The 22268-nt window shown below is 62.8% G+C and carries 19 protein-coding genes, 2 tRNA genes, 1 other RNA gene and 2 pseudogenes; 10 read left to right on the top strand and 14 right to left on the bottom strand.

Annotation, left to right across the window (positions count from 1 at the left end):
• Window positions 1-78: 78 nt before the first annotated feature.
• On the bottom strand, window positions 79-504 hold the full coding sequence (gene ndk / locus KQH55_RS04920) for a nucleoside-diphosphate kinase (RefSeq protein ID WP_076785042.1): 426 nt from the start codon (window positions 502-504) through the stop codon (window positions 79-81).
• 201 nt (window positions 505-705) lie between these two features.
• Here ndk and KQH55_RS04915 point away from each other — a divergent pair, with 201 nt between their 5' ends.
• Window positions 706-1407 carry a Bax inhibitor-1/YccA family protein gene (locus KQH55_RS04915; protein WP_076785043.1) on the top strand — a complete coding sequence of 234 codons (702 nt, stop codon included), beginning with the start codon at window positions 706-708 and terminating at the stop codon, window positions 1405-1407.
• Window positions 1408-1614: 207 nt separating this feature from the next.
• On the opposite strand, the gene rlmD is transcribed toward KQH55_RS04915, so the two are convergent.
• From rlmD to surE, 6 genes are all read right to left on the bottom strand, one after another.
• The gene (rlmD, locus tag KQH55_RS04910; protein ID WP_373566361.1) at window positions 1615-3015 is read right to left on the bottom strand and encodes a 23S rRNA (uracil(1939)-C(5))-methyltransferase RlmD; all 1401 of its coding nucleotides are present in this window, start codon (window positions 3013-3015) and stop codon (window positions 1615-1617) included.
• Window positions 3016-3272: 257 nt separating this feature from the next.
• The gene (locus KQH55_RS04905) at window positions 3273-4049 is read right to left on the bottom strand and encodes a 3'-5' exonuclease (protein ID WP_076785044.1); all 777 of its coding nucleotides are present in this window, start codon (window positions 4047-4049) and stop codon (window positions 3273-3275) included.
• Complete coding sequence (rpoS, locus tag KQH55_RS04900) at window positions 4046-5122, bottom strand: RNA polymerase sigma factor RpoS (protein WP_076785045.1); 1077 nt, start codon at window positions 5120-5122, stop codon at window positions 4046-4048. Before rpoS ends, KQH55_RS04905 begins: the two co-directional genes overlap by 4 nt.
• A gap of 11 nt (window positions 5123-5133) precedes the next feature.
• Window positions 5134-6024, bottom strand: coding sequence for a peptidoglycan DD-metalloendopeptidase family protein (locus KQH55_RS04895; RefSeq protein WP_139337329.1), 891 nt, complete (start codon window positions 6022-6024; stop codon window positions 5134-5136).
• An 11-nt stretch (window positions 6025-6035) separates the two neighbouring features.
• A complete protein-coding gene (locus KQH55_RS04890) occupies window positions 6036-6911 on the bottom strand; it encodes a protein-L-isoaspartate(D-aspartate) O-methyltransferase (protein ID WP_076787218.1) in 876 nt (291 codons plus the stop codon).
• A complete protein-coding gene (gene surE, locus KQH55_RS04885) occupies window positions 6908-7675 on the bottom strand; it encodes a 5'/3'-nucleotidase SurE (protein ID WP_235090309.1) in 768 nt (255 codons plus the stop codon). The genes KQH55_RS04890 and surE overlap by 4 nt, the downstream gene beginning before the upstream one ends.
• A gap of 60 nt (window positions 7676-7735) precedes the next feature.
• Here surE and KQH55_RS16805 point away from each other — a divergent pair, with 60 nt between their 5' ends.
• Complete coding sequence (locus KQH55_RS16805; protein WP_076794839.1) at window positions 7736-8077, top strand: hypothetical protein; 342 nt, start codon at window positions 7736-7738, stop codon at window positions 8075-8077.
• Between the two features lie 14 nt (window positions 8078-8091).
• On the opposite strand, the gene recR is transcribed toward KQH55_RS16805, so the two are convergent.
• From recR to ffs, 4 genes are all read right to left on the bottom strand, one after another.
• On the bottom strand, window positions 8092-8694 hold the full coding sequence (gene recR / locus KQH55_RS04875; protein ID WP_139336959.1) for a recombination mediator RecR: 603 nt from the start codon (window positions 8692-8694) through the stop codon (window positions 8092-8094).
• A 69-nt stretch (window positions 8695-8763) separates the two neighbouring features.
• Window positions 8764-9090 (bottom strand): YbaB/EbfC family nucleoid-associated protein, encoded by a 327-nt coding sequence (locus KQH55_RS04870; protein ID WP_076787222.1) that lies wholly within the window; start codon window positions 9088-9090, stop codon window positions 8764-8766.
• Window positions 9091-9133: 43 nt separating this feature from the next.
• The gene (gene dnaX, locus KQH55_RS04865; RefSeq protein WP_235090308.1) at window positions 9134-11680 is read right to left on the bottom strand and encodes a DNA polymerase III subunit gamma/tau; all 2547 of its coding nucleotides are present in this window, start codon (window positions 11678-11680) and stop codon (window positions 9134-9136) included.
• A gap of 151 nt (window positions 11681-11831) precedes the next feature.
• Window positions 11832-11930, bottom strand: an RNA gene (ffs, locus tag KQH55_RS04860) — signal recognition particle sRNA small type.
• Window positions 11931-12162: 232 nt separating this feature from the next.
• On the opposite strand from ffs, the gene trxA reads away from it, so the two are divergent.
• From trxA to KQH55_RS04820, 8 genes and pseudogenes are all read left to right on the top strand, one after another.
• On the top strand, window positions 12163-12489 hold the full coding sequence (gene trxA / locus KQH55_RS04855) for a thioredoxin TrxA (protein ID WP_076785049.1): 327 nt from the start codon (window positions 12163-12165) through the stop codon (window positions 12487-12489).
• Window positions 12490-12702: 213 nt separating this feature from the next.
• Window positions 12703-13965, top strand: a complete 1263-nt coding sequence (gene rho / locus KQH55_RS04850; protein WP_013435079.1) for a transcription termination factor Rho — start codon at window positions 12703-12705, stop codon at window positions 13963-13965.
• Window positions 13966-14131: 166 nt separating this feature from the next.
• A pseudogene (locus tag KQH55_RS04845) lies at window positions 14132-14629 on the top strand (MerR family transcriptional regulator); the annotation flags it as partial.
• A gap of 143 nt (window positions 14630-14772) precedes the next feature.
• Window positions 14773-16332 (top strand): MFS transporter, encoded by a 1560-nt coding sequence (locus KQH55_RS04840; protein WP_373566360.1) that lies wholly within the window; start codon window positions 14773-14775, stop codon window positions 16330-16332.
• A 17-nt stretch (window positions 16333-16349) separates the two neighbouring features.
• A complete protein-coding gene (locus tag KQH55_RS04835; RefSeq protein ID WP_235090307.1) occupies window positions 16350-17189 on the top strand; it encodes a zinc-dependent peptidase in 840 nt (279 codons plus the stop codon).
• Window positions 17190-17304: 115 nt separating this feature from the next.
• The gene (locus KQH55_RS04830; protein WP_076787226.1) at window positions 17305-17571 is read left to right on the top strand and encodes a type B 50S ribosomal protein L31; all 267 of its coding nucleotides are present in this window, start codon (window positions 17305-17307) and stop codon (window positions 17569-17571) included.
• Between the two features lie 188 nt (window positions 17572-17759).
• Entirely contained in the window at window positions 17760-19517 is a 1758-nt protein-coding gene (locus KQH55_RS04825; RefSeq protein ID WP_235090306.1) for a glycosyltransferase family 39 protein, read from the top strand.
• Window positions 19518-19602: 85 nt separating this feature from the next.
• Window positions 19603-20949, top strand: coding sequence for an MATE family efflux transporter (locus tag KQH55_RS04820; protein WP_076794826.1), 1347 nt, complete (start codon window positions 19603-19605; stop codon window positions 20947-20949).
• 133 nt (window positions 20950-21082) lie between these two features.
• Here KQH55_RS04820 and KQH55_RS04815 read toward each other — a convergent pair.
• The 3 genes and pseudogenes from KQH55_RS04815 to KQH55_RS04805 form a co-directional block, all read right to left on the bottom strand.
• Window positions 21083-21159: transfer RNA gene (locus tag KQH55_RS04815), tRNA-Asp, on the bottom strand.
• Window positions 21160-21231: 72 nt separating this feature from the next.
• Window positions 21232-21307 (bottom strand) — tRNA-Glu (locus KQH55_RS04810).
• Between the two features lie 340 nt (window positions 21308-21647).
• Window positions 21648-22268 (bottom strand): annotated as a pseudogene (locus tag KQH55_RS04805) (hemagglutinin repeat-containing protein); the annotation flags it as partial.

Below are 22268 nucleotides of genomic sequence, written 5' to 3'. Positions count from 1 at the left end.
GCGGCGGCACACCGCGCCGCCCATCCAACCCGTGCTCGCAGGGCGCGGGCTTAGCCGGCGCAGCCGGCTTACCGTCGCTCAGCGCGAGTAGACGTTCACTTCCGGAAAGAAAAAGGCGACCTCGATAGCTGCCGTTTCCGGCGCGTCGGAGCCGTGCACCGCATTGGCATCAATGCTGTCCGCGAAATCCGCCCGAATGGTACCCTTTTCCGCCTTCTTCGGATCGGTCGCACCCATCAGCTCACGATTCTTCGCGATCGCACCTTCGCCCTCGAGCACCTGAATCATGACCGGGCCCGACACCATGAACTCGACCAAATCTTTGAAGAAAGGCCGCTCCCTGTGCACCGCGTAAAACTTTTCCGCATCCGCGCGCGACAAATGGACCATGCGGGCCGCGATGATTTTCAGCCCGGCCTGCTCGAACCGGCTGTAGATTTGACCGATCACATTCTTTGCGACAGCATCGGGTTTGATAATCGACAGGGTGCGCTCGATCGCCATGAAAAAAACTCCGGGAAAATGAGGAAGTTACGAAGTCCACCGAATCCGCCATTCTAACACGAGCCGGTGTATCATTGGCAGGGAACCCTTACAGCACTGTAAGGTTCTAATGTCACGTGTGGTTCGGCCGTCGGACTGCCGCGAAGAAGCGGCGGGTGATGCCGGCACCGTTTGCAAGTCAAGATAACGCAAGGAGAAACCATGGCTGACTCTCGTACCTACGGGTTTGGGCGTACTGGCACCGTCGTCTCAACCGAAACGCGAAATAGGGTACTGCGCAACACGTACTGGCTACTGGCACTGTCGATGGTTCCGACCGTGTTCGGCGCGTGGCTCGGAGTCGCAACCGGCTTTTCGCTATTTGCCGCCACCTCGCCAATGATGAGCGTGCTGGCTTTCCTCGCGATCGCGTTCGGCTTCATGTTCGCGATCGAGCGGACCAAGCACAGCGCAGTGGGCGTGTTTGTGCTGCTCGGCTTTACGTTCTTCATGGGCCTGATGCTGTCGCGTCTGCTGAGCTTTATTCTCGGCTTCACGAACGGCCCGTCGCTGATCATGCTTGCCTTCGGTGGCACCAGTCTGATCTTCGCGGCGATGGCAACGGTCGCCACGGTCAGCAAGCGCGACTTTTCTGGCTTGGGCAAGTGGTTGTTCGTCGGCGTGCTCGTACTGCTGCTGGCCTCGGTCGCGAATGTGTTCCTGCACCTGCCGGCATTGATGCTGACGGTGTCGGTTTTGGCGATCGTCATCTTCTCGGCCTACATGCTGTTCGACGTGCAACGCGTGGTCAACGGTGGCGAAACGAACTATATCAGCGCGACGCTGATGATCTATCTAGACGTGTACAATGTGTTCACGAATCTGCTAGCGCTGCTCGGCATTTTTGGCGGCAACCGCAACTAAGCCGTCACGCCCCAGCGCTGTGACGGCGCATGGGGCACGGGGCGCGGGGCACGTCTAAACTAGCAAGCGCGGGGGCGAGCCTCCGCGCTTTTTTCATCGGCGCATCCCAGCGCTGCCCTGTCGCGCGCACGCTGCCTGCACAGCACGCACCCCTACCACCGCCCTTACCGCCACCCCCCACCTTTTCTGGCCGTCAACCGCTGCGGGTCATGCACGCTCGAAACAGGCGATCGACTCGACGTGCGACGTGTGCGGAAACATATTCACGACGCCCGCGCCAACCAGCCGATAGCCAGCCTCGTGCACCAGCAACCCAGCATCGCGCGCCAGCGTAGCCGGATTACATGACACATAGACGATCCGCCCTGGCAAGCACGCCGCGTCGCCGGTCTGTGCCAGCTCGCTCAGCGCTTTTGCCACGGCCAGCGCGCCTTCGCGCGGCGGATCGATGAGGAACTTGTCAAACCGGCCGAGCGCGTGCAAATCGGCGGCGCCCACCTCGAACAAATTGCGCGTGGCAAACGATGTGCGTGCCTCGAGACCATTGACACGGGCATTGGCCTGCGCGCGCTGCGTCAGTGCCTCACTGCCTTCAATGCCGACCACCTCGCGCGCGCGCCGTGCCAGCGGCAACGTGAAATTGCCCAGCCCGCAGAACAAATCTAGCACGCGGTCGGTACGCGCTGGCGCAAGCAGCCGCACCGCCCTGCCAACCAGCGCCCGGTTGATCTGGTGATTGACCTGCGTGAAGTCGGTCGGCTTGAACGGCATCCGGATGTCGAACTCCGGCAGCGTGTAGGCCAGTTCGACATTGACCGGGTAGAACGGCATGACGCTGTCGGGCCCCTTAGGCTGCAGCCAGAATTGCACGCCGTGCTGGTCAGCAAACGCGCGCAGCAGTGCCTCGTCCTGTTCGGTCAGCGGCTCAAGCACCCGCAATACCAGCGCGGTGAGCGCGTCACCGATCGCCAACTCGATCTGCGGCAGCCGGTCCCGAATCGATAGCGACCCGACCAGCCGGCGCAACGGCACGAGCAGCGCCGATACGTGCGGCGGCAGCACCTCGCACCGCGTCATGTCAGCCACGTAGCTGCTTTTCTTTTCATGGAACCCGACCAACACGCCGCCCTTTTTCACGACGTTGCGCACGGTGAGTCGGGCACGATAGCGGTATCCCCATGACGGACCGCCTATCGGCCGATAGATTTGTTCCGCGCGCAGCTTAGCCAAGTGCGATAGATTGTCTTCCAGCACCCGCTGCTTGACCGCGACCTGCGCGCGCGCGTCCAAATGCTGCATCGAGCATCCGCCACAGGTGCCAAAAAACTGGCATTGCGGCGTGGTGCGCATACTGCTGGCGCGCAATATCTTGACGATTTGCGCCTGCTCGTAGCTCGGCTTCTTGCGAAAGCTCGAGTACGACACAGTTTCGCCCGGCAACGCACCCTCGACGAAGATGACCTTACCGGGCACACCCTGCTCATCGATCTGCCGCCCCACACCGCGCGCTTCCATATCGAGCGACTCGATGTCGACCACGGGCGCAACGCGCGGTGCAGTCGCCACGCTCGACAACGTCGCGCGGGCAGGGCTCGCGCTAATCGACACAACATCGGCCGATGCGGCGTCAGCCAACGTGGTGGCCTTCGGCTGTACGGTGTGAACCACCTTGAAACTTCCTGGTTTGTGACGAAAATTGAAATTGTAGACTAGCGATGCTGGGCCCGGCAGCTTTATTCTTCACCGCCAAAGCCCCCGATGCGGATCATGGATTAGCATATCCAATGGGGATGCGGTATTGACGCTCGTATTCGAGTTTAATTGAAGCGTGACCACGGCGCGCCTGCCGCCGCGCGCCTGCCCCGTCAGTCAGCAAAGCCCGCCAGATAGTCCCGCCAATGGGGTGCGCTTTCGCGGGCCAATGCGTCGCGCACCAATGTGACTTCGTCCTCATAGTCCGCCGCACTCAACACGCCGCGCATCAGCTGGAAGCGGCAATACAGCAGATACGTGTTTACAACGTCTGTCTCGCAGTAGTGGCGGATCTCGGCGATGCGGCCCTGCTGGAACGCGTCCCATACCTGTGAGCCATCCATGCCCATCTTGCCCGGAAACCCGCACAGCTTGGCCAATGCGTCCAGCGGCGCGTTCGCGCGGGCGTTGTACATCGCCAACACGTCCATTAGATCAGTATGACGGGCATGATACCGGCTGATGTAGTTATTCCATTTGAAGTCCCGATCACAGTCACCGAGGTCCCAATATTTCGGTGCAACGACACCATTGACCAGCGCACGATAGTGCAGGACCGGCAAATCAAAGCCGCACCCGTTCCACGACACCAATTGCGGCGTGTACTTCTCGATCACCCGATAAAATAACTGGATCAGCACGGCTTCCGGATCCTGTGGCGTGCCCAGCGAGCGTACGCGAAACCCGTCCCGGTCACGGAACACGCACGAGATCGCGGCCACCCGCTGCAAATGCAGTGGCAGGAAATCAGAACCTGTTTTTTCGCGGCGCGCGGCAAACGCGCACTCAGCGACGTCGGCATCGGACATCGTCGCGGGCCATGACTCCAGCTTGCGAATGCCGGCCACGTCGGGAATGGTCTCGATATCGAAGACGAGTACCGGGATCACAGCACGGCGTCCTTGGGCACGCCGTTGGAGGCGAAATAGCGCTTCAGGCGCGCCAGCGCCTCTTGCTGAATCTGCCGCACACGTTCACGCGTGAGCCCCATCTCATCGGCCAATTCCTCGAGCGTGGCCGGCTCGATACTGTTCAGCCCGAAACGCCGCTCGATCACGTGACGATGCTTATCAGGCAGACGCGAGAGCCATACCCGTGTGAGCGTCTCCAGTTCGCGGTGCTGCACCTCGGCGTCCGGCGGCTGGCTTTGCTCGTCCGACAGCAGATCCAGCAGGCTGCTAGCCGGGTCCAACTCCAGCGGCGCGTCCAGCGAGGCAGTGTGCTCATTTAGCGCGAGAATGTCCGCTACCTCCTCGGGTGTCTTGCCAATCAGGTAGGCAATATCCTCGACGCTCGCGTCACAGCGCTCGCCGGCGCCGCTCGCCGGTGCACTAGCGGTCCGCTCCAGATGGCGCTTGGCGCGCAGCACCTGGTTCAACTCGCGGATCACGTGAACCGGCAGGCGCACGGTGCGCGCCTGATTCATGATCGCGCGCTCGATACTCTGGCGGATCCACCACGTTGCATAGGTCGAGAAGCGAAAACCACGCGTCGGATCGAATTTCTCAATTGCGTGCATCAGCCCCAGATTGCCTTCCTCGATGAGGTCCAGTAAAGGCACGCCGCGATTCAGGTAGGCCTTCGCAATGCTGACGACCAGCCGCAGATTATGCTCGATCATCATCTGCCGAGCGTCGAACTCCCCCGCCTTGGCCAACCGCGAATAGCGCTGCTCCTCCTCGAGCGTCAGCAACGGTTTCACGCTGATGCAGTTTAGGTAGTGCTGGATCGTATCAGCGGTCAGTTCAGCCTGCAGCAGTGTGCGAAAATCGTCCGGATCGGGCTCCGCGACCGCCGCCTCTTCCGCAGCACCTTGCTTCGACACCGGCTCATCGTCCACTCCTTGTTCGACAGATGGCTCGTCAGCGTGTTGCGCGAAGCGCTCGCCGTCGTCCAACTCACCGGAGGTATCGCCAACGGGATCCGACATGTCGGTCGAAGGACGGCGCTTCGTTTTGGCCATGGTAATTCGCTCTATTGTGGCGGAAGATACTTCATAGGATCGACGGGCTTGCCCTGCTTGCGGACCTCGAAATGCAGCATCACCTTATCCGAATCGGTACTACCCATCTCGGCAATCGTCTGGCCCTTGTTCACCGGGTCGCCTTCCTTGACTAGCAAAGTACGGTTGTGCGCGTACGCGGTCAGGTACGTCGCATCATGCTTGATGATAATGAGATTGCCGTATCCGCGCAGCCCATTTCCCGCATAAACGACGCGCCCATCCGCCGACGCCTTCACCGGCGCACCAAGCGCGCCGCCGAGGTTCACCCCTTTGTTCTTCGCTTCGTCGAATGCATTGAGCACTGGCCCGCGCACTGGCCACGCGAAGTTGACATTGCCGGCCACCGCATCCGGCTGGGGCGGAATCGATGCGATCGCTGGCGCCGAGCCGTAAGGCGGTGCGGCCGAAGGAGTCGACGCGGCACCGGGCGCAGCCGGGCCGCCGAGCGGGCGCGACTGCACTGCCGCGCCACCGAGCGGCGCAGCCGCGACACCCGGTGGCGATGCGGCGACGCTGGCTCCCGGCGGCACGACCCGCAGTAACTGATCGACTTCGATCTGGTTCGGGTTCGTCAGGTTGTTCCACGCCGCGATGTCGCGGTAGTTCTGCCCATTCTCGAGCGCGACCCGATACAGCGTATCACCTGGCTTCACACGGTAGTATCCGGGCGGCGGTGGGCCCAATGGCACGGCCTGCGCTGATCCCACACCGGTGGTAGAAAGCGGCGCGCCGCTGCGGTCGATGACGGGAGCGGGCTCCAGCCGGGTCGAACACGCCGTCAGCATGGCTAGCGCGGCAGCCACACAAACCGTTCGCTGGATCGTCACCAGACTCGCATTCACGCTCTCACTCCGCAACATGCTGTTCAACGTCAAATCACTCCCGATTTTAAGGGGACAAAGAAAACACGATCAAGCTGTGACTCACGCCACTGCGCGCTGGACACGCGCTCGACCAACGTGAGCACCTGTTCGTTGCCGCTGCTGCGTGAGCCCACCGGCGCCACCAGGCGGCCGCCAATGGCCAATTGCTCGAGTAGCGCGGCCGGCACATCGAAACCCGCAGCAGCGATCACGATGGCGTCGAACGGCGCGGCGCTTGGCAAGCCGAGCCGTCCATCACCGTAATGCAGCCGGATGTTCGGCACGCGCAACGGACGCAGGTTCGTTTTCGCCCGCTCGTACAATGGCTTTACCCGTTCAATCGAATACACGTCGCGCGCAAGGTGGCTCAGCACGGCCGCCTGATATCCGCAACCTGTGCCGATCTCCAATACTTTCTCCAGCGCACGCCCGGCTGTCGCCAACTCCAGCATGCGCGCGACCACCGACGGCTTGGAGATCGTTTGCTGATGCCCGATGGGCAGTGCGGCATCCTCATAAGCCTGCGCGGCAAGCCCAGGATCGACGAACTGGTGCCGGGGTATCGCCGCGAGTGCGTCAAGCACGCGTGCGTCAGCGACGCCGCTCGCGCGCACGCGTTCGACCATCCGTTGCCGAACACGTTCCGAAGTTAGCGCCAATTGTGGCGACAAGGACTCGTGCGCGGGTGCGGCCGACACCCCCCTGTCGGAAAACGGCCGCATCCGCTCAAGGCCTTCGCGCGTGCGCGCGCCGCCTGGCATGGGCTTGGCCGCGGCGCTGGCGGACGTGGATCCGGCCACGCCGGGCCGGGCTGGCGCACCGCGCGGCTCACGCATCACGTCGGACAACCCGAGCGGGAACCGCTTAGCGCGCCCGGCGCTCATGCAGGCTGCCCCGGCTGCCGCCCACCGCGCGTCCATTCGCATAGCGCCGGAAGCAATCGCGTATCGGTTAAATCCAATTGCAGCGGCGTAAGCGAGACATCGCCGGCCGCCACCGCGTGAAAGTCCGTGCCTCCACTCGCATCGAGCGCGGCCCCGGCCGCCCCGATCCAGTAGACCGGCTCACCGTGCGGATTGCTCGCGCAAATCACCGGCTGCGATGGGTGCCGCTTACCGAGCCGTGTGACGCGCCAGGTCCCCATTTCAGCATACGGCCGGTTTGGGATATTCACATTCAGTAGCGTATGCGCAGGCAATGGCACGCGTAACCAATGCTGCACGATATCCGCGGCCACGCGCGCGGCCGCATCCAGATGCGCCCAATCCTTGTCGACCAGCGAGAACGCGATCGACGGCACGCCGAACAGGAACCCCTCGGTAGCTGCCGCGACGGTACCCGAATAGAGCGTGTCCTCGCCCATGTTCTGCCCATTGTTGATACCGGACACCACCAGGTCTGGCTTGCCGTCGAGCAGCCCGGTCAACGCCACGTGCACGCAATCAGTCGGTGTGCCGTTCACGTAGCGAAAGCCGTTTGCGGCGGTAAAGACGGACAGTGGCCGCCACAGCGTCAGCGAGTTGGATGCGCCACTGCAGTTGTGCTCCGGCGCGACCACGACCACCTCGCCCAATGGCGCAAGTGCGTGGTAGAGCACCGCGAGCCCGGGCGCCAGATAACCGTCGTCGTTGCTAAGCAGGATCTTCATCAGGCGATTGTAACCGAGGATGTTTTGCCAACGGAGAGCAATCGAGCGCACCACTCGATCATGCGACGCACAGCAGCAGTCATCCCGGCCGCCGAGTCGTACCGAATAAAAGGCACGAGCGTTCGCAATAGTCTACCCTGGACGCGCTTCAAGCCCGGGGATCGCGTCGTCGCATACATCGGCATGGGCGCCTTCGCCGAACAGGTGGCCGCGCCCGCGGCCGCGTGCTTGCCGCTGCCACCGGAAATCGGCTTTGACGTTGCCGCTGCATTCACGCTGACCTACTGCACATCGCACCCTGCGCTGGCGAACCGCGCCGCGCTTCAGCCGGACGAAACGATGCCGGTGCTGAGCGCCGCCGGCATCGCGGCCATTGTGCCTCCTACAACGCGTTCGACTTGATCGACGATACGCGTTCAGACCGAGCGCCGATCCAGCACCGCGCGGGCGATCGTGCCAGCGTCGACATATTCGAGTTCACCGCCGACGGGCACGCCGCGGGCCAGCCGCGTGACCGTCAGGCCGCGCGCCTTGAGCATCTGGCCCAGGTAATGGGCAGTCGCCTCGCCTTCATTCGTGAAGTTGGTAGCCAGCACGACCTCACTGACCATGCCGTCGGTCGCCCGGCGCATCAGCCGGTCGAAATGGATCTCGCGCGGCCCAATGCCGTCAAGCGGGCTCAAGCGTCCCATCAGCACAAAATACAGCCCGCAATAAGCAAGCGTCTGCTCGAGCATGATTTGGTCGGCGGGTGTCTCGACCACGCACAGCAGCGTCGGATCACGCTGCTCGTCGCTGCACAGCTCGCATACGTCGCGCTCGGTAAACGTGTTACACCGCTCGCAATGCTTGAGCACCTGCGTCGCGTGCAGCAGCGACCGCCCGAGCCGCTGCGCCCCGTCCCGGTCATGCTGCATCAGGTGATAGGCGATGCGCTGCGCGGACTTCGGTCCGACACCGGGCAACGTGCGCAGCGCTTCGATCAGCGCGGCCAGCGCGGACGGCGGCTTCACGTTCATGTGCGTCGCGCGCCAACGCACGCCGGGAGTCGAAACACGACACGTTCGTTCATCAACGGCCCACGCAAATCAGAATGGCAGCTTGAAGCCCGGTGGCAGCGGCAACCCCGCGGTCATGCCGGACATTTTCTCCTGCGCCGTCGCCTCCGCCTTGCGCACCGCATCATTGAACGCGGCGGCGACCAGGTCCTCGAGCATGTCCTTGTCATCATCCAACAGGCTCGGATCGATCGTAACGCGACGCACTTCGTTTTTGCAGGTCATCGTCACCTTCACGAGACCGGCGCCAGACTGGCCCTCGATCTCGATCTGCGCAAGCTGCTCCTGCATCTTCTTCATGTTTTCCTGCATTTGCTGCGCCTGCTTCATCAAGCCGGCGAGTTGACCCTTCATCATCATGAAACTCCTTCGAATAGCGGGGGAATGCTGCGTTGGCCGGTCATGCGCTGGATGCGCGGTGGTCAACGCCAAGCGGGCGAATGGAACCCGGCACGATCGTCGCGCCGAACTCGCGGATCAGCGTCTGCACGAACGGGTCCGCGTTGATCTCGCGCTCGGCTTGCTGCTGTTGCTGCGCGCGCCGCGCGGCCTCCACGGCTGCGGCCGTGCGGCGTGCTGGGCCAACCGATACGGTCACGCGCACCAGCCTGCCTAGGGCCGCTTCGAGCGCGGCCTTCAGCTTGCCGGCATGTGCCGCGTCCGCATATTGCGGCACCGGCACACGCAATGTCAGTTCGTCACCGTCACACGCCATAAGCTCACTGTGAAACGCAAGCTGGTACGCAATGCCGCGCAGCGACAGTGATGCGGCCAATGTCGGCCACTCGCCGTCGTAGCCGAGCGGTGCAAGCGACACAGCCGGCGGCAACGGCGTGTCATCGACTGGTGCCGGCGGCTGCACGGCAGCCGGCACGTCGGGCGCCGAGTCATCCGCCAGCGCGGCGAAACTGGGCTCGCCGACATCGAAGGCGCCGTCATACGCAGACAGCGGCACGAACTCGTCGTCGGGCGGCGTGTCATCCCAGGGCGCCACCGCCGGCGCCGAGGCGCGAGTAGGGTCCTGTGCGTCGCCCGCGCCGGGGGCCGCACCCGACGCGCGCGTCGCGCCACCTGACGCGGCAGCGACCCGCTGTTGGCCCTTGCTGCGCGGCACCGGGCGCCGGGTGCCGGCGGCAGCGCTGGCCGCCAGCCGTTCGGCGAGCTGTGCTGCCGCGGACGCCGCTTTCGCGCGAGGCGGCGCGGCGGTGCCGTCGCCGTCCGCACCCGGCGCCGTCGTCGCCTCAGATCGGATGGCGCCCGACGCAGCCGCCGGCGCACGGCCGCGCTCGCTTGAAACGCGGATTCCCTTGCCCCGCAGCATGCCAAGCGCCGCGCTGGCCGGACTGCCGGCGCGCGATGGGTCCGGGTGCGAAGAAACCGGTTGTGGCGACGATGGAGCGGCAACGTCCTCCTGCAATGCGGGTTGGCTCGGATTGGCCTCGACCGCGTCCGTCGGACCATCATCCGTGTGGGGCACGCTGGTCCCCTCCAGCTGCGTCTGGGCCGCGCCCATGCCGGTCGCATCAGTGCTGGCGGTGCTCGTCTGCGTCGCGTTCGTGCACGCCACCGCCATGCGGACCCCTTCCTGCATTGCCTCATCCGCGTCAGCCCCGCCGCGCGCAGCCGCAGGTACGCCAGGCGAACGTGCAGCCGTCTGCACCGCCTCGGCGGCATGGGTGGGCATGGCGAAAGCCTGAGCCTGCGTCGCTGCACGGGCGTGCAAGCGCTGTGCAGGTTCGCGTTGCGTGGCGCCGACGGCGCGCGCGTCACTGGCTGTCGGGCCGCCGCCGGCGCCCGGCGCGCCTGCCTCTGGCGTGCCGGCTGCCGGCGGCATATCCGCCGGTACACGCCCGCTTATCACGTCGACAGTACCGAACGCAAGCATGCGCAACAGCGCCATCGTGAAACCGGCATACTCATCTGGGGCCAGCCCCAGTTCAGCGCGACCAATCGTCGCGATCTGGTAATAGAGCTGCACGGCTTCGGGCGTCAGCTGCTGCGCAAAACGCCGGACGTCCGCTGCTTCCGGCCATTCGTCCAGCACCGAGTCGGGCACCACCTGCGCCCACGCAATCCGATGCAGCAGGCTGGACAAATCCTGCAGCGCGGTCGAGAACGACAGGCTGCGCGCTGCCATCTCGTCAGCCACCGAGCGCACCGCGGCGCCGTCGCGCACGGCAACCGCATCCAGCAAGCGCACCAGGTAGCTTTGGTCCAGTGCGCCGAGCATGCCCCGCACGGCCTGTTCGGTTACCGCGCCTGCCGCGTACGCAATTGCCTGGTCGGTCAACGACAGCGCATCGCGCATGCTACCGTCCGCGGCGCGCGACAACAGGCGCAGCGCTTGCGTTTCGAAACCGATACCCTCGTCGGCCAGGATACGTTCCAGGTGCGACACGATATGGCCTGCCGGCATCTGTTTGAGATTGAACTGCAAACAGCGCGATAACACGGTGACAGGAATCTTCTGCGGATCCGTCGTCGCGAGAATGAACTTTACATGCGCCGGTGGCTCCTCGAGCGTCTTGAGCATCGAGTTGAACGCGTGATGGGTCAACATGTGGACTTCGTCAATCATGTAGACCTTGAAACGCGCATCGACCGGCGCGTAGACGGCGCGCTCGAGCAGCGCTGCCATCTCGTCGACGCCCCGGTTGCTGGCTGCATCCATTTCAACGTAGTCGACGAAGCGCCCTTCGTCGATTTCGCGACACGCCTTGCATACGCCGCATGGCGTGGCGGTAATGCCGGCCTCGCAATTAAGCGCCTTGGCCAAGATCCGCGACAGCGTGGTCTTGCCAACGCCGCGCGTGCCGGTGAACAAATAAGCGTGATGCAGCCGCTGCGCTTGAAGCGCATGGGTGAGCGCGCGCACCACGTGCTCCTGGCCGACGAGCGATGCGAAATCCCTGGGCCGCCACTTGCGTGCGAGAACTTGATAGATCATCACGAAATTGTATCAGCAACGCTCGCGCGTACCACGCGCGGAGTCGGCCGCGCACCACCGGAGCGCATGACACGACTGCACGTTGCGTTGACACTGGCAATGATGGGAGCGGAAGCAGAACAGCCCAATCGGGCAATCGGAGAAAGAGGAAGGTGACGAGCCCAACCCTCGGCACTGGCAGAAAACGGCTGTGGCTGCTTCGTTCCCGACCTGACCCGGTTGACCGCGCCACCATGCGAGGAGGCCCGTCACCGCGTATTCTAGCACTGGATCGCATCGTGACGCCACTGTGCACGATGGGAAGCGAATTACGTTAAGATGACGGCTGAATGACCTGCGAATGGGCGGGCGGATCCCGCCGTTGCGCTTCGCGAGGGCCGCCGCGCGGCAGCAGCATGCCGCCGGACGGGTTTTTGGAGATTGGGCATATCGGGGGGCCATCATGAGGCCGCACCTCAGGTGCCTTTAGAGGTAACGCGATAATGAGCGAACAAATCAAGCACATCACCGATGCTTCTTTCGAACAGGACGTCCTCAAGTCGGACAAGCCCGTCCTTCTCGACTTCTGGGCGGAATGGTGCGGCCCGTGCAAGATGATTGCGCCGCTACTGGACGAAGTAGCACGCGACTACAGCGACCGCCTGCAGGTCGCCAAGATTGATGTCGATCAGAATCCGTCGACGCCGGCCAAGTTTAGCGTGCGGGGCATTCCGACGTTGATCCTATTCAAGAACGGCGTGGTGGCCCAGACGAAGGTCGGCGCATTGTCGAAGGCCCAAATCACGGCGCTGATCGACAGCCATATCTGAGCCCCGCGGCGGCGCCCGCATCGGGACGGCGCTTGTTGCAAGGATGCAACGGGCGCCGCATCGCGACTATGCTCGAATTAGCATCGCTATGCTATGCTAAGATTAGAAAAGTTGAATACGTTTCAAATCGTATAACATCCTAACCGGGCCCGTCGCCCGACGACCCCCCTCCCCTTTCTGTCGCTTCTCCTCTTTCCCTGGCGGGATTCCTGTATGCATTTATCCGAGCTCAAGTCGCAACACGTATCTGCTTTGATCGAAATGGCCAATGGCCTGGAGATCGAAAACGCGAACCGCCTGCGTAAACAGGAGTTGATGTTCGCAATTCTGAAAAAGCGCGCCAAGACGGGTGAAACCATCTTCGGCGACGGCACCCTCGAAGTGCTGCCGGACGGTTTTGGCTTTTTACGCTCGCCCGAGACATCGTATCTGGCAAGCACCGACGACATCTACATCAGTCCATCGCAAATCCGCCGTTTCAACCTGCACACCGGCGACACGATCGAAGGCGAGGTACGTACGCCGAAAGACGGCGAGCGGTATTTCGCGCTGGTCAAGGTCGACAAAGTCAACGGACAGCCGCCCGAGGCCTCGAAACACAAGATCATGTTCGAGAACCTCACGCCGCTGCATCCGAACAAGCCGCTGTCGCTCGAGCGCGACGTGCGCGGCGAGGAAAATATCACCAGCCGCATCATCGACATGATTGCACCGATCGGCAAAGGCCAGCGCGGACTGCTGGTCGCGTCGCCGAAGTCGGGCAAGACCGTGATGCTGCAGCACATCGCGCATGCGATTAAGTCAAACCATCCGGACGTCACATTGTTCGTGCTGCTGATTGACGAGCGCCCGGAAGAAGTCACTGAAATGCAGCGCTCGGTGGCCGGCGAGGTGATTGCGTCCACGTTTGACGAACCCGCATCGCGCCACGTGCAGGTCGCCGAAATGGTAATCGAGAAGGCCAAGCGGCTGGTCGAGATGAAGCACGACGTGGTGATCCTGCTGGACTCGATCACGCGGCTCGCACGCGCCTACAACACCGTGGTGCCGGCCTCGGGCAAGGTCTTGACCGGGGGCGTCGACGCCAATGCGCTGCAACGCCCGAAACGCTTCTTCGGTGCGGCGCGCAATGTGGAAGAAGGTGGTTCGCTGACGATCATCGGCACTGCGCTGATTGAAACCGGCAGCCGCATGGACGACGTGATCTATGAGGAGTTTAAGGGCACCGGCAACATGGAGGTGCATCTGGAACGGCGCCTCGCGGAAAAGCGGGTCTATCCGTCGATCAACCTGAACAAATCGGGCACCCGTCGCGAGGAATTGCTGATCAAGCCAGAAATCCTGCAAAAGATTTGGGTGCTGCGTAAGTTCATCCATGACATGGATGAAATCGAAGCCATGGAATTCTTGCTCGACAAGCTGAAGCAGACCAAGAGCAATTCGGAGTTCTTCGACATGATGCGCCGCGGCGGTTAAGCGCAGCACGCGCGTCGCCGATCCGCCTGGCCGCCGGCGTGGCACTCAGGCGGCTGACGAACCCCATGTTTTTCGGAACATGGGGTTCATTTTTTCATGCGGCTGCGCTGTTGGCACGGTATGGCACATATAATCGGTTTTCCCCCTCGTCGAACCGAACTGCGCGATGCGCCCTGCCGATCCCCCTTACGCACTGGTGACCGTCAGCGAAGCCGCCACCCGGCTCGGCGTGACACCGCGCACGCTGAAGTACTATGAGGAACTGGGACTGGCCACGCCCACCCGCAGCAAGGGACGTTACCGGCTGTACGAGCAAACCGATCTCGATCGCTTCGCGCGCATTTTGCGGATGCGCTCATTGGGTTTTTCACTCACGGCGATCACTGCGCTGCTAAAGCAACCGTTCGAGGCGCCGGCCAGCGAGAACCACCCGCGTCTGTCGCCTGCCGCGCTCGCCGCATGGCGCGCCTCACTGGCCACGCAGTTGGACATCCTGGATCGACGTGTCGCCCAGATGCGCAATGAACTGAAAGCCGCACAAGCGCTACGGACGCAGTTACAGCACGACCTGGACTATGTCGACCAGCGACTTGCTGGCGTCCCAGTGGACGTTGCGCTACAGCGGCGCAAGGCGCGTGGCGGCGCCCGTGGGCGGGGCGGCACGAAAACGGTACCGGCAAGCGGAACCGCCAGACCAGTCAACACTAGCCACGAAAGCCAAGCCATTCGCGATGCCGATGCGGCGCTGGCCCGTCAGCGTCCAGTATCCTACCCCGCGCCGCGCGGGCCGGGCCACGGCAGCAACCGATGAACACCGCGCCGGCAACCAGCACCGCAGCCGCACACGCATCCCACCACGGCAACGCGGTGATGTCATGGGTGCTCGCGGCGGTCATCGGGCTAGACTATTTCGACAATGCCATTTTCTCGTTCTTTGCTACCTACATCGCCGGCGGCATCAACGCATCCCCCGACGAACTGGTGTGGGCCTCGAGCGCCTATGCGCTGGGCGCTGTGCTGGGCATCCTGCAACAGCATTGGTGGGTCGAGCGAATCGGCTATCGCCGCTACATCGCCGGATGCATGGGCTTCTACAGTGCCGGCGCGTTGCTGGCGGCGCTCTGCGACAGCTCCGCAGAACTGCTGTTCGCGCGAGGCATACAGGGCTACTTCGTGGGTCCGATGCTCGGCGCATGCCGGACCCTGATCCAAATCAGCTTCACCGCGCAGCGCCGAGCCGACGCGCTGCGGGTGTTTCTTACGCTGATTGTCTTGGGCAGTGCGCTCGCCCCGATCGCTGGCGCATGGCTGGTGTCGCATTTCGACTGGCGGGCACTCTTCGCCTGCACTGCGCCCGCGGGCTTCGTGCTCGGCGTGCTCGCGCTGTTGTCGCTGCCCGATACTGGGGACGTCGATCCGGCGCACCGCACCGAGCCGCACTATTGGGCCTATCTGGTGTTCGCATTCGCGCAGGCCGCGTTGCAGATTGTCATGACGCAGCTGCGCTTCCAGCTGTTCACCGGCTCGCCTGGCTTGATCGTATTGACCGTATGCGGCATTGCCGGACTCGCCTGGTTTGTCCACCACCAATGGCATCACCCGGCACCGCTGGTACGCATGCACGCGCTGCGCGAGCCTACGTTTCAGGTCGGGCTGGTGCTCTATGTGTTCTACTACTACCTATCGACGGGGTTCAGCTACCTGCTGCCCCGGCTGATGGAACGCGGACTGGGTTTTACGATCGAGAGCACGGGATATTTTAACGGCGTCACATCGTTGCTATCCGGCATGCTGCTCTTTGTCTACCTGCATTATTCGAAGCACGTGCCGCGCAAGAAATGGATCATCGTGCCCGGATTCGCGCTCGCGGCATTGGCCGCGCTGTGGACAGCGCAGATGTCGCCCCAGGCCGGCCACGACGCACTCGCCGCTCCGCTGCTGCTGCGCGGCCTGTTGCTGTTGTTCATCGTGCTGCCGGTCGCGAACCTGACCTTCCGCGTCTTCGAGATTGAGGCGTTCGCCCACGGCTACCGGTTGAAGAATCTGGTGCGGCAACTCGCCATCTCATTCGCCACCGCGTCGATCATCATGCTCGAGCAGCATCGGCTCGCGCTGCATGAAACCCGCCTCGTCGAAGCCGCCAACCCATACAATCCGATTTTTTCCGCGGCACTGGACACGCTAAGCCGCGGCGTACTGGCCACCGGCAATCCGTGCGGTGATTCGCACGGCGTCGCCATCGCGCTGCTCGCCCGCAGTGTCGCGCAGCAGGCGAATTTCCTCGCTTCGCTGGATGGCTTTTACTTTCTTGCCGCGATAGCGCTCGTCGGCGGGTTGTTCGCTGCATGGCAGCGTGCATTGGACTGAATCGCGGGCAGGACCCGATGTTCAGCAAAGTCTCCGACTGGCTCGAGCGACGGCGCCGCGAGCGCGCGCTGCGCGAGTTCGCGATTTCTGACGCGCTATGGGCACACACCTGCGCGCGGCTGCCATTCCTATGCTACTTGACCGACGGCGATCAGGCGCGGCTGCGCGAGCTGGTCAGCCTGTTCCTGGCGCAAAAGACGTTCACGACCACACACGCGCTCGAGTTGACCGACGAGATCTGCGTGGACATTGCCACGCAGGCCTGCCTGCCGGTGCTGAACCTGGGCTTGGAGCTGTATCGCGGATGGGTCGGCATCATCGTCTACCCAGGCGAGTTTGTGATCCGCAAGACCGTCGAAGACGAAGCCGGTGTGGTCCATGAGATCACGCAGGATGCCAGCGGCGAAGCGTGGGAAGGCGGCCCGGTAATCCTGTCCTGGGAAGACGTGCAGATGACCGATGGTCGCGATGCGTACAACGTCGTGATCCACGAGTTCGCGCACAAGATCGACATGCTGGACGGCGATGCCGACGGCCATCCGCCGCTGATTCGCCGCTGGCATGCAGCGCTGGAGTGCACTGAATGGGGCGACATCTTCGATAACGCGTACGATCAGTTCTGCGCGCGCGTGGACGCGGTTCCACCGCACCTCTGGGCACGCCTGGAGCGCGATTCGCTGATCGACCCGTATGCCGCCGAACACCCGTCGGAATTCTTCGCGGTCTGCAGCGAGGCGCTGTTCGTGCGGCCACACGCCTTCGCTGAGCAGTATCCGCAGCTGTACCGGCTGCTCGCGCGCTATTATCGACAGGACCCGGCCGGCACCGGGATCCTGAAAAATTCGCCAACCGACTGATTTTCTGGCATAATTCTGCCTTTTCCACCTTCGGAAAGTGGCTCGCGCACCGGCAGCGGACTGTCGACAGGGTGACGCGGCGGGCTGGCTACCGCTTGAAACCAAGGAACGTATCATGAAGACAGGCATTCACCCCGATATCCGCGAGGTCGTGTTCCAGGACATGTCCAACGGCAAGACGTTCATCATCAGTTCAACGATCCAGACGCGTGAGACGATCGAGCTTGACGGCAAAACCTATCCGCTCGCTAAGGTTGAAGTGTCTTCCGAATCGCACCCTTTCTACACGGGCGAGCAGAACAAGTTCATGGATACGACCGGCCGCGTCGAGAAGTTCCGCCAAAAGTTTGGCAACCGTGCCGGCGCGAAGGTCGCGAAGTAAGCCCGGCCGCGGAGCGGCCGCCCGCGCTGGCGGCCACCCGGTACCTGGCAACGCCGCTTGCGGCGCGCCGCGCAGGCCGGGACAATTTCCATCAAGGGCAGCCTCGGCTGCCCTTTTCTGTCAACGGCACCCGCAGCACGACTACACTGCTGGATCGCCGATCACAAGAATAGGTCTAATCGCTACGCATGAGACCCGTTGTCCGACTCACGGCCGCGGCCACCAGCGCCCTGCCACGCTGGGCCTTGCTGACGATTTGCGTCGTCTATGCAGCATTCGGCCTGTTCGGCCGTGATCCTTGGAAGAACGAGGATGCCGCCGGCTTCGGCGTCATGTGGACGATGGCAAGCGGTACCTGGCGCGATTGGCTGCTGCCGAACCTGGTCGGCAAGCCCGTGACGACAGATGGGCCACTTGCCTATTGGGTCGGTGCCTCCTTTATCCGATGGCTAGATCCGCTGGTCGATCCGAGCAACGCATCGCGCCTCTACACCGGTGTGTTTTTCTGCATGACATGCGCGTTCGTCTGGTATGGTGCGTACCTGCTTGGCCGGCGCCCAGAAGTGCAGCCGTTTAAATATGCGTTTGGCGGCGAACCGTTGCCGCGAGACTACGGGCGCACGTTGGCCGATGGTGCGCTGCTGATCGTGCTGGGTTGCTTTGGACTGGCCGAGCGCGGCCACGAGACGACGCCGCAAATCGCTGAAATGACTGCGGTCGCCATGCTACTGTACGGGCTAGTGCGCAACCTCGACAAGCCCTTGCAAGGTGCGGCATGGACTGGCGTTGCACTAGGTGGCATCGCATTGGCGGGCAATCCGGTGCTGGCAACCGCATTGCTCGTGGCGATCGTTGCCACGGTCGGTCTGGTCCACGGCGTCCAGACCAAGCCGTTTGCCGTGATCACGATGCCGTTGGCCCTCGCGCTGGGGCTGGCGTGGCCACTGGTCGCGCTATGGGTGTTCCCAGCGCATGCACCGGATTTCTTACGCACGTGGTTCCACGGCAACTTCGATGAGTATGCTGGGCCGCCGTCCAAGGCGCTGTTCTACGCGATCAAGAACTTGCCCTTGTTCACATGGCCCGCATGGCCACTTGCGATCTGGTCCTGGTACAGCTGGGGCGGCCTGCGCCGCGCACCGCATGTGGCAATTCCGATGTTTGTGTTCTGGCCCCTGCTGGTGCTGGTCGTGCTGCAAAGCCATCAAACCAACCGGTTTTTCATGCTGCTGATTCCGCCGCTCGCGGTACTCGCCGCGTTCGGCCTGCCCACGCTGAAGCGCGGCGCGATCAACGCAATCGACTGGTTCGCGGTGCTCAGCTTCACGATCCTCGGCTCGTTCGTCTGGCTGGTCTGGCTCGCGAGCTTGACCGGCTTCCCGCATCCGCTAGCCCGCAACCTCGCGCGGCTGGTGCCCGGATTCCAGCCCGAATTCGCGCCCTTGTCGTTCCTGTGCGCGCTTGTCGTCACGCTCGGCTGGATCGCATTGGTACGCTGGCGCATCTCGCGGCAACCGAGGGTAATCTGGCGCAGTGTCGTGCTGACCAGCGGCGGCACGACACTGATGTGGGTGCTGCTGATGACGCTATGGTTGCCCGTGGTGAACTACAGCCGGACCTACCGTGACGTCGCCACGCAAATTGCCACGCATTTGCCATCTGACTATGCGTGTATCCAGCCGGTGCGTCTAGGCAACGCTCAATTGGCGACCTTCGCGTACTTCGGCAATATGCGCTTTGCATTTGGCGATGAGGATTGCGACGTACTGCTGCGACAGGACACGCACGATTTCAGCGCGCCGGGTGCCCTGCCGCCATACGCATGGCACCTCGCATGGGAAGGACGCCGGGCCGCGGATCGCGACGAGTTGTTCCGGTTGTATGTCAGGGTTGAGCGAACGAAGGCGCCACCGCACCGTGGTATGAGGCATCGCACGGTCCAATAGCCAATCCTCAAGACCATAGGCTGCCGGGTGCCGCCGGCCGATAGCCGCGCTGTCCGCTCAACCCACCGTCCAACCCACGCCCGACATGCTGACCGACGCCCGTCAAATTCTCTCCCTCGCCTGGCCCGTGCTGGTCGGCCAGTTGGCGATCATTGCGTTCGGCGTCATCGATACTGCCATGGTCGGACGGTATTGTGCCACGGACCTGGCCGCTCTTGGACTCGGCTCGTCGATCTACATCTCGGTCTATATCGGTCTGACGGGCATCCTGGTCGCGCTGCAACCCATCGCGGCACAATTATTCGGCGCGCACCGCCACGCGCAAATCGGCGAAGAAGTACGGCAATCGGCCTGGCTCGCCATCATACTGGCGCTGCCCGGCTGTCTGCTATTGTACTTCCCGACACCGTTGCTGCGCATCGCCGACGCACCGCCGGAACTCAATGAGCGCGCGCTCGCCTACCTGCGCATCCTGTCGCTCGGGCTGCCGGCCAGCCTGCTGTTCCGTCTCTTTAGCTCACTATCGAATGCAGTCGCGAAGCCGCGGCCGGTCATGCTGATCCAGCTTGGCGGACTAATATTGAAGGTACCGCTCAATGCGCTGCTGATCCACGGCGCGTTCGGCCTGCCGGCGCTGGGTGGTCCAGGCGCCGCCCTCGCCAGCTCGATCATCAATTGGCTATCGGCCCTCGTCGGCATCGTGCTACTGCTGCGCGTCGATTTCTATCGCCAGTTTGCAGTGTTCGCGCAATGCTCGTGGCCTCACTGGCGGCAACAACTGGCGTTGCTCAAGCTTGGTGTCCCAATGGGCCTGTCCTACCTGATTGAAGTCACATCCTACACATTCATGGCGCTGTTCATCGCGCGTTTCGGCACCACGACGCTTGCCGGGCACCAGATTACCGGCAATGTCAGCGCAGTCCTGTATATGACACCATTGTCGATTGGCATCGCGACATCCACGCTGGTCGCCCAACGGCTCGGTGCGCGCGAATTCGCCGCTGCACGCATCCTATCCGCGCATGGGATCGGATTAGCCTCAGGCATCGCGCTGCTGTACGCAACGGTTATCATCGTGATGAGGCCGTGGCTGATCGCCGCCTATACGCCCGACCCGAATGTGGTTGCCGCCGCCATGCCGCTGTTGACGATCGTCGCTGTCTACCACCTGTGCGACGCGCTGCAGATCACTACTGCGTTCGCGCTGCGTGCGTACCAGGTCGCCGTGGTCCCGACGATAATCTACGCCATCGCGCTATGGGGCGTCGGCCTGGGCGGCGGATACCTCGCCGGCTTCGACCCACTACATTGGATGCCCGCGGCACTGACTGGCGCGCGCGGCTTTTGGTACGCCAATACGCTAAGCCTCGCGCTGGCAGCGGCTGGGCTGCTGGTCTATTGGTCAAGCGTCAGCAAAAGGATACACGCATAGGCGGCGTCGCTCGGTCCAGAAGCGGGCCACCGCTGGATGCGGTGGGCACGAATGCGCATGATTCGCCGCATCATGCCAGCGGCGCCTGGCAGTATGAAATAAAAAAGCCCGCATAAGCGGGCTTTTTTAACTTTGGCGGAGTGGACGGGACTCGAACCCGCGACCCCCGGCGTGACAGGCCGGTATTCTAACCAACTGAACTACCACTCCAATTCGACATCTTAGCGTGCAAGCGTTGGTTACTCTTGCATACTGCGCGCACTTTTTGGTGCGCCTGATATCTGGCGTCCCCTAGGGGATTCGAACCCCTGTACTCACCGTGAAAGGGTGATGTCCTAGGCCTCTAGACGAAGGGGACATAATTTTTTCAGGTTCTGTCTCGCTGTTTTGTTTAACAGCTCAGAAAAAACAACATTATAACGACGTTTTTTCCGTTTGTGAAGTCTTTTTTGATCCATTTCCTTCGTTTCAACGAAGACTTCACTCATTTCCGCCAAAACTTCACAACGTGCCCGACTCGGAACAACGCTGCTTTCGTCATCAGCAGAGATCAAGATTATACGCAGACTGGTCCGGGGTCGGCAAGCACTTTTCCGTTTTTGTCAGCGAATGCGATATGGTCACTCCTGCGTCGCAGCACGCCGACAACTGCCGACTGCCCAGTCAGTCCACTGCACTGCGCATCGCGCCACAAGCTCGTGGCCCTTCACGGCAATGTCAAAACCGCCTTCGCCAGCCTCGATCCCTGCCTGCTCGCGGTAACGCTTGCATAGGTGCCACGCGCGTTGCCGTTCTGCACGTTGAAACTGGCACTGCCCCCGCCCTGGCTCACGTTCAGCCCGACGCCCGCGCTATGCTGGTGCGCCGCACTTACGCTGGTGTCCTGGACGCTCGCCACATTCAGGTCGCCTTGCACGTCGGCGACCACCCGATTGCCCTTCACGTTCGCGCCCACAACGTTCGTATCGCCACCGCTCTTAATCGTCACGCTCTCGCGTGCGCGAACGTGCGTGTTGTTCTGCATCGCCCCGTCCGAGTTGCCGTCGCCGTTGGCACGTGCGGCTGACGCCGACACGCCAAGCCCCTTCGTGCCGATCGATACGCCAACGCTGCCGCTTGTCGAGCCATTGTCGTGACGCACACGCTCAGTGTCGGTGCTGTTGCGCAGATCCACCCGATCGGTGGCCGCAAGGTGCACGTTTTGTGCATCAATCTGCGAGCCGTGAATGATCACGTTCCCTTGGCCTGGGTCCTTCTCGCCCGTCGCCTGGAATTTTGCGAGCCCGCCTGCCTGCACGCGATTGCCGCGCGCCTGCGTA

This window comes from Mycetohabitans sp. B3, from assembly GCF_021498065.1.
In the GTDB taxonomy this organism is placed as follows: domain Bacteria; phylum Pseudomonadota; class Gammaproteobacteria; order Burkholderiales; family Burkholderiaceae; genus Mycetohabitans.
The sequence above is the reverse complement of the archived record's forward strand: the minus strand, read 5'-3'. Positions and strand labels throughout refer to the sequence as shown.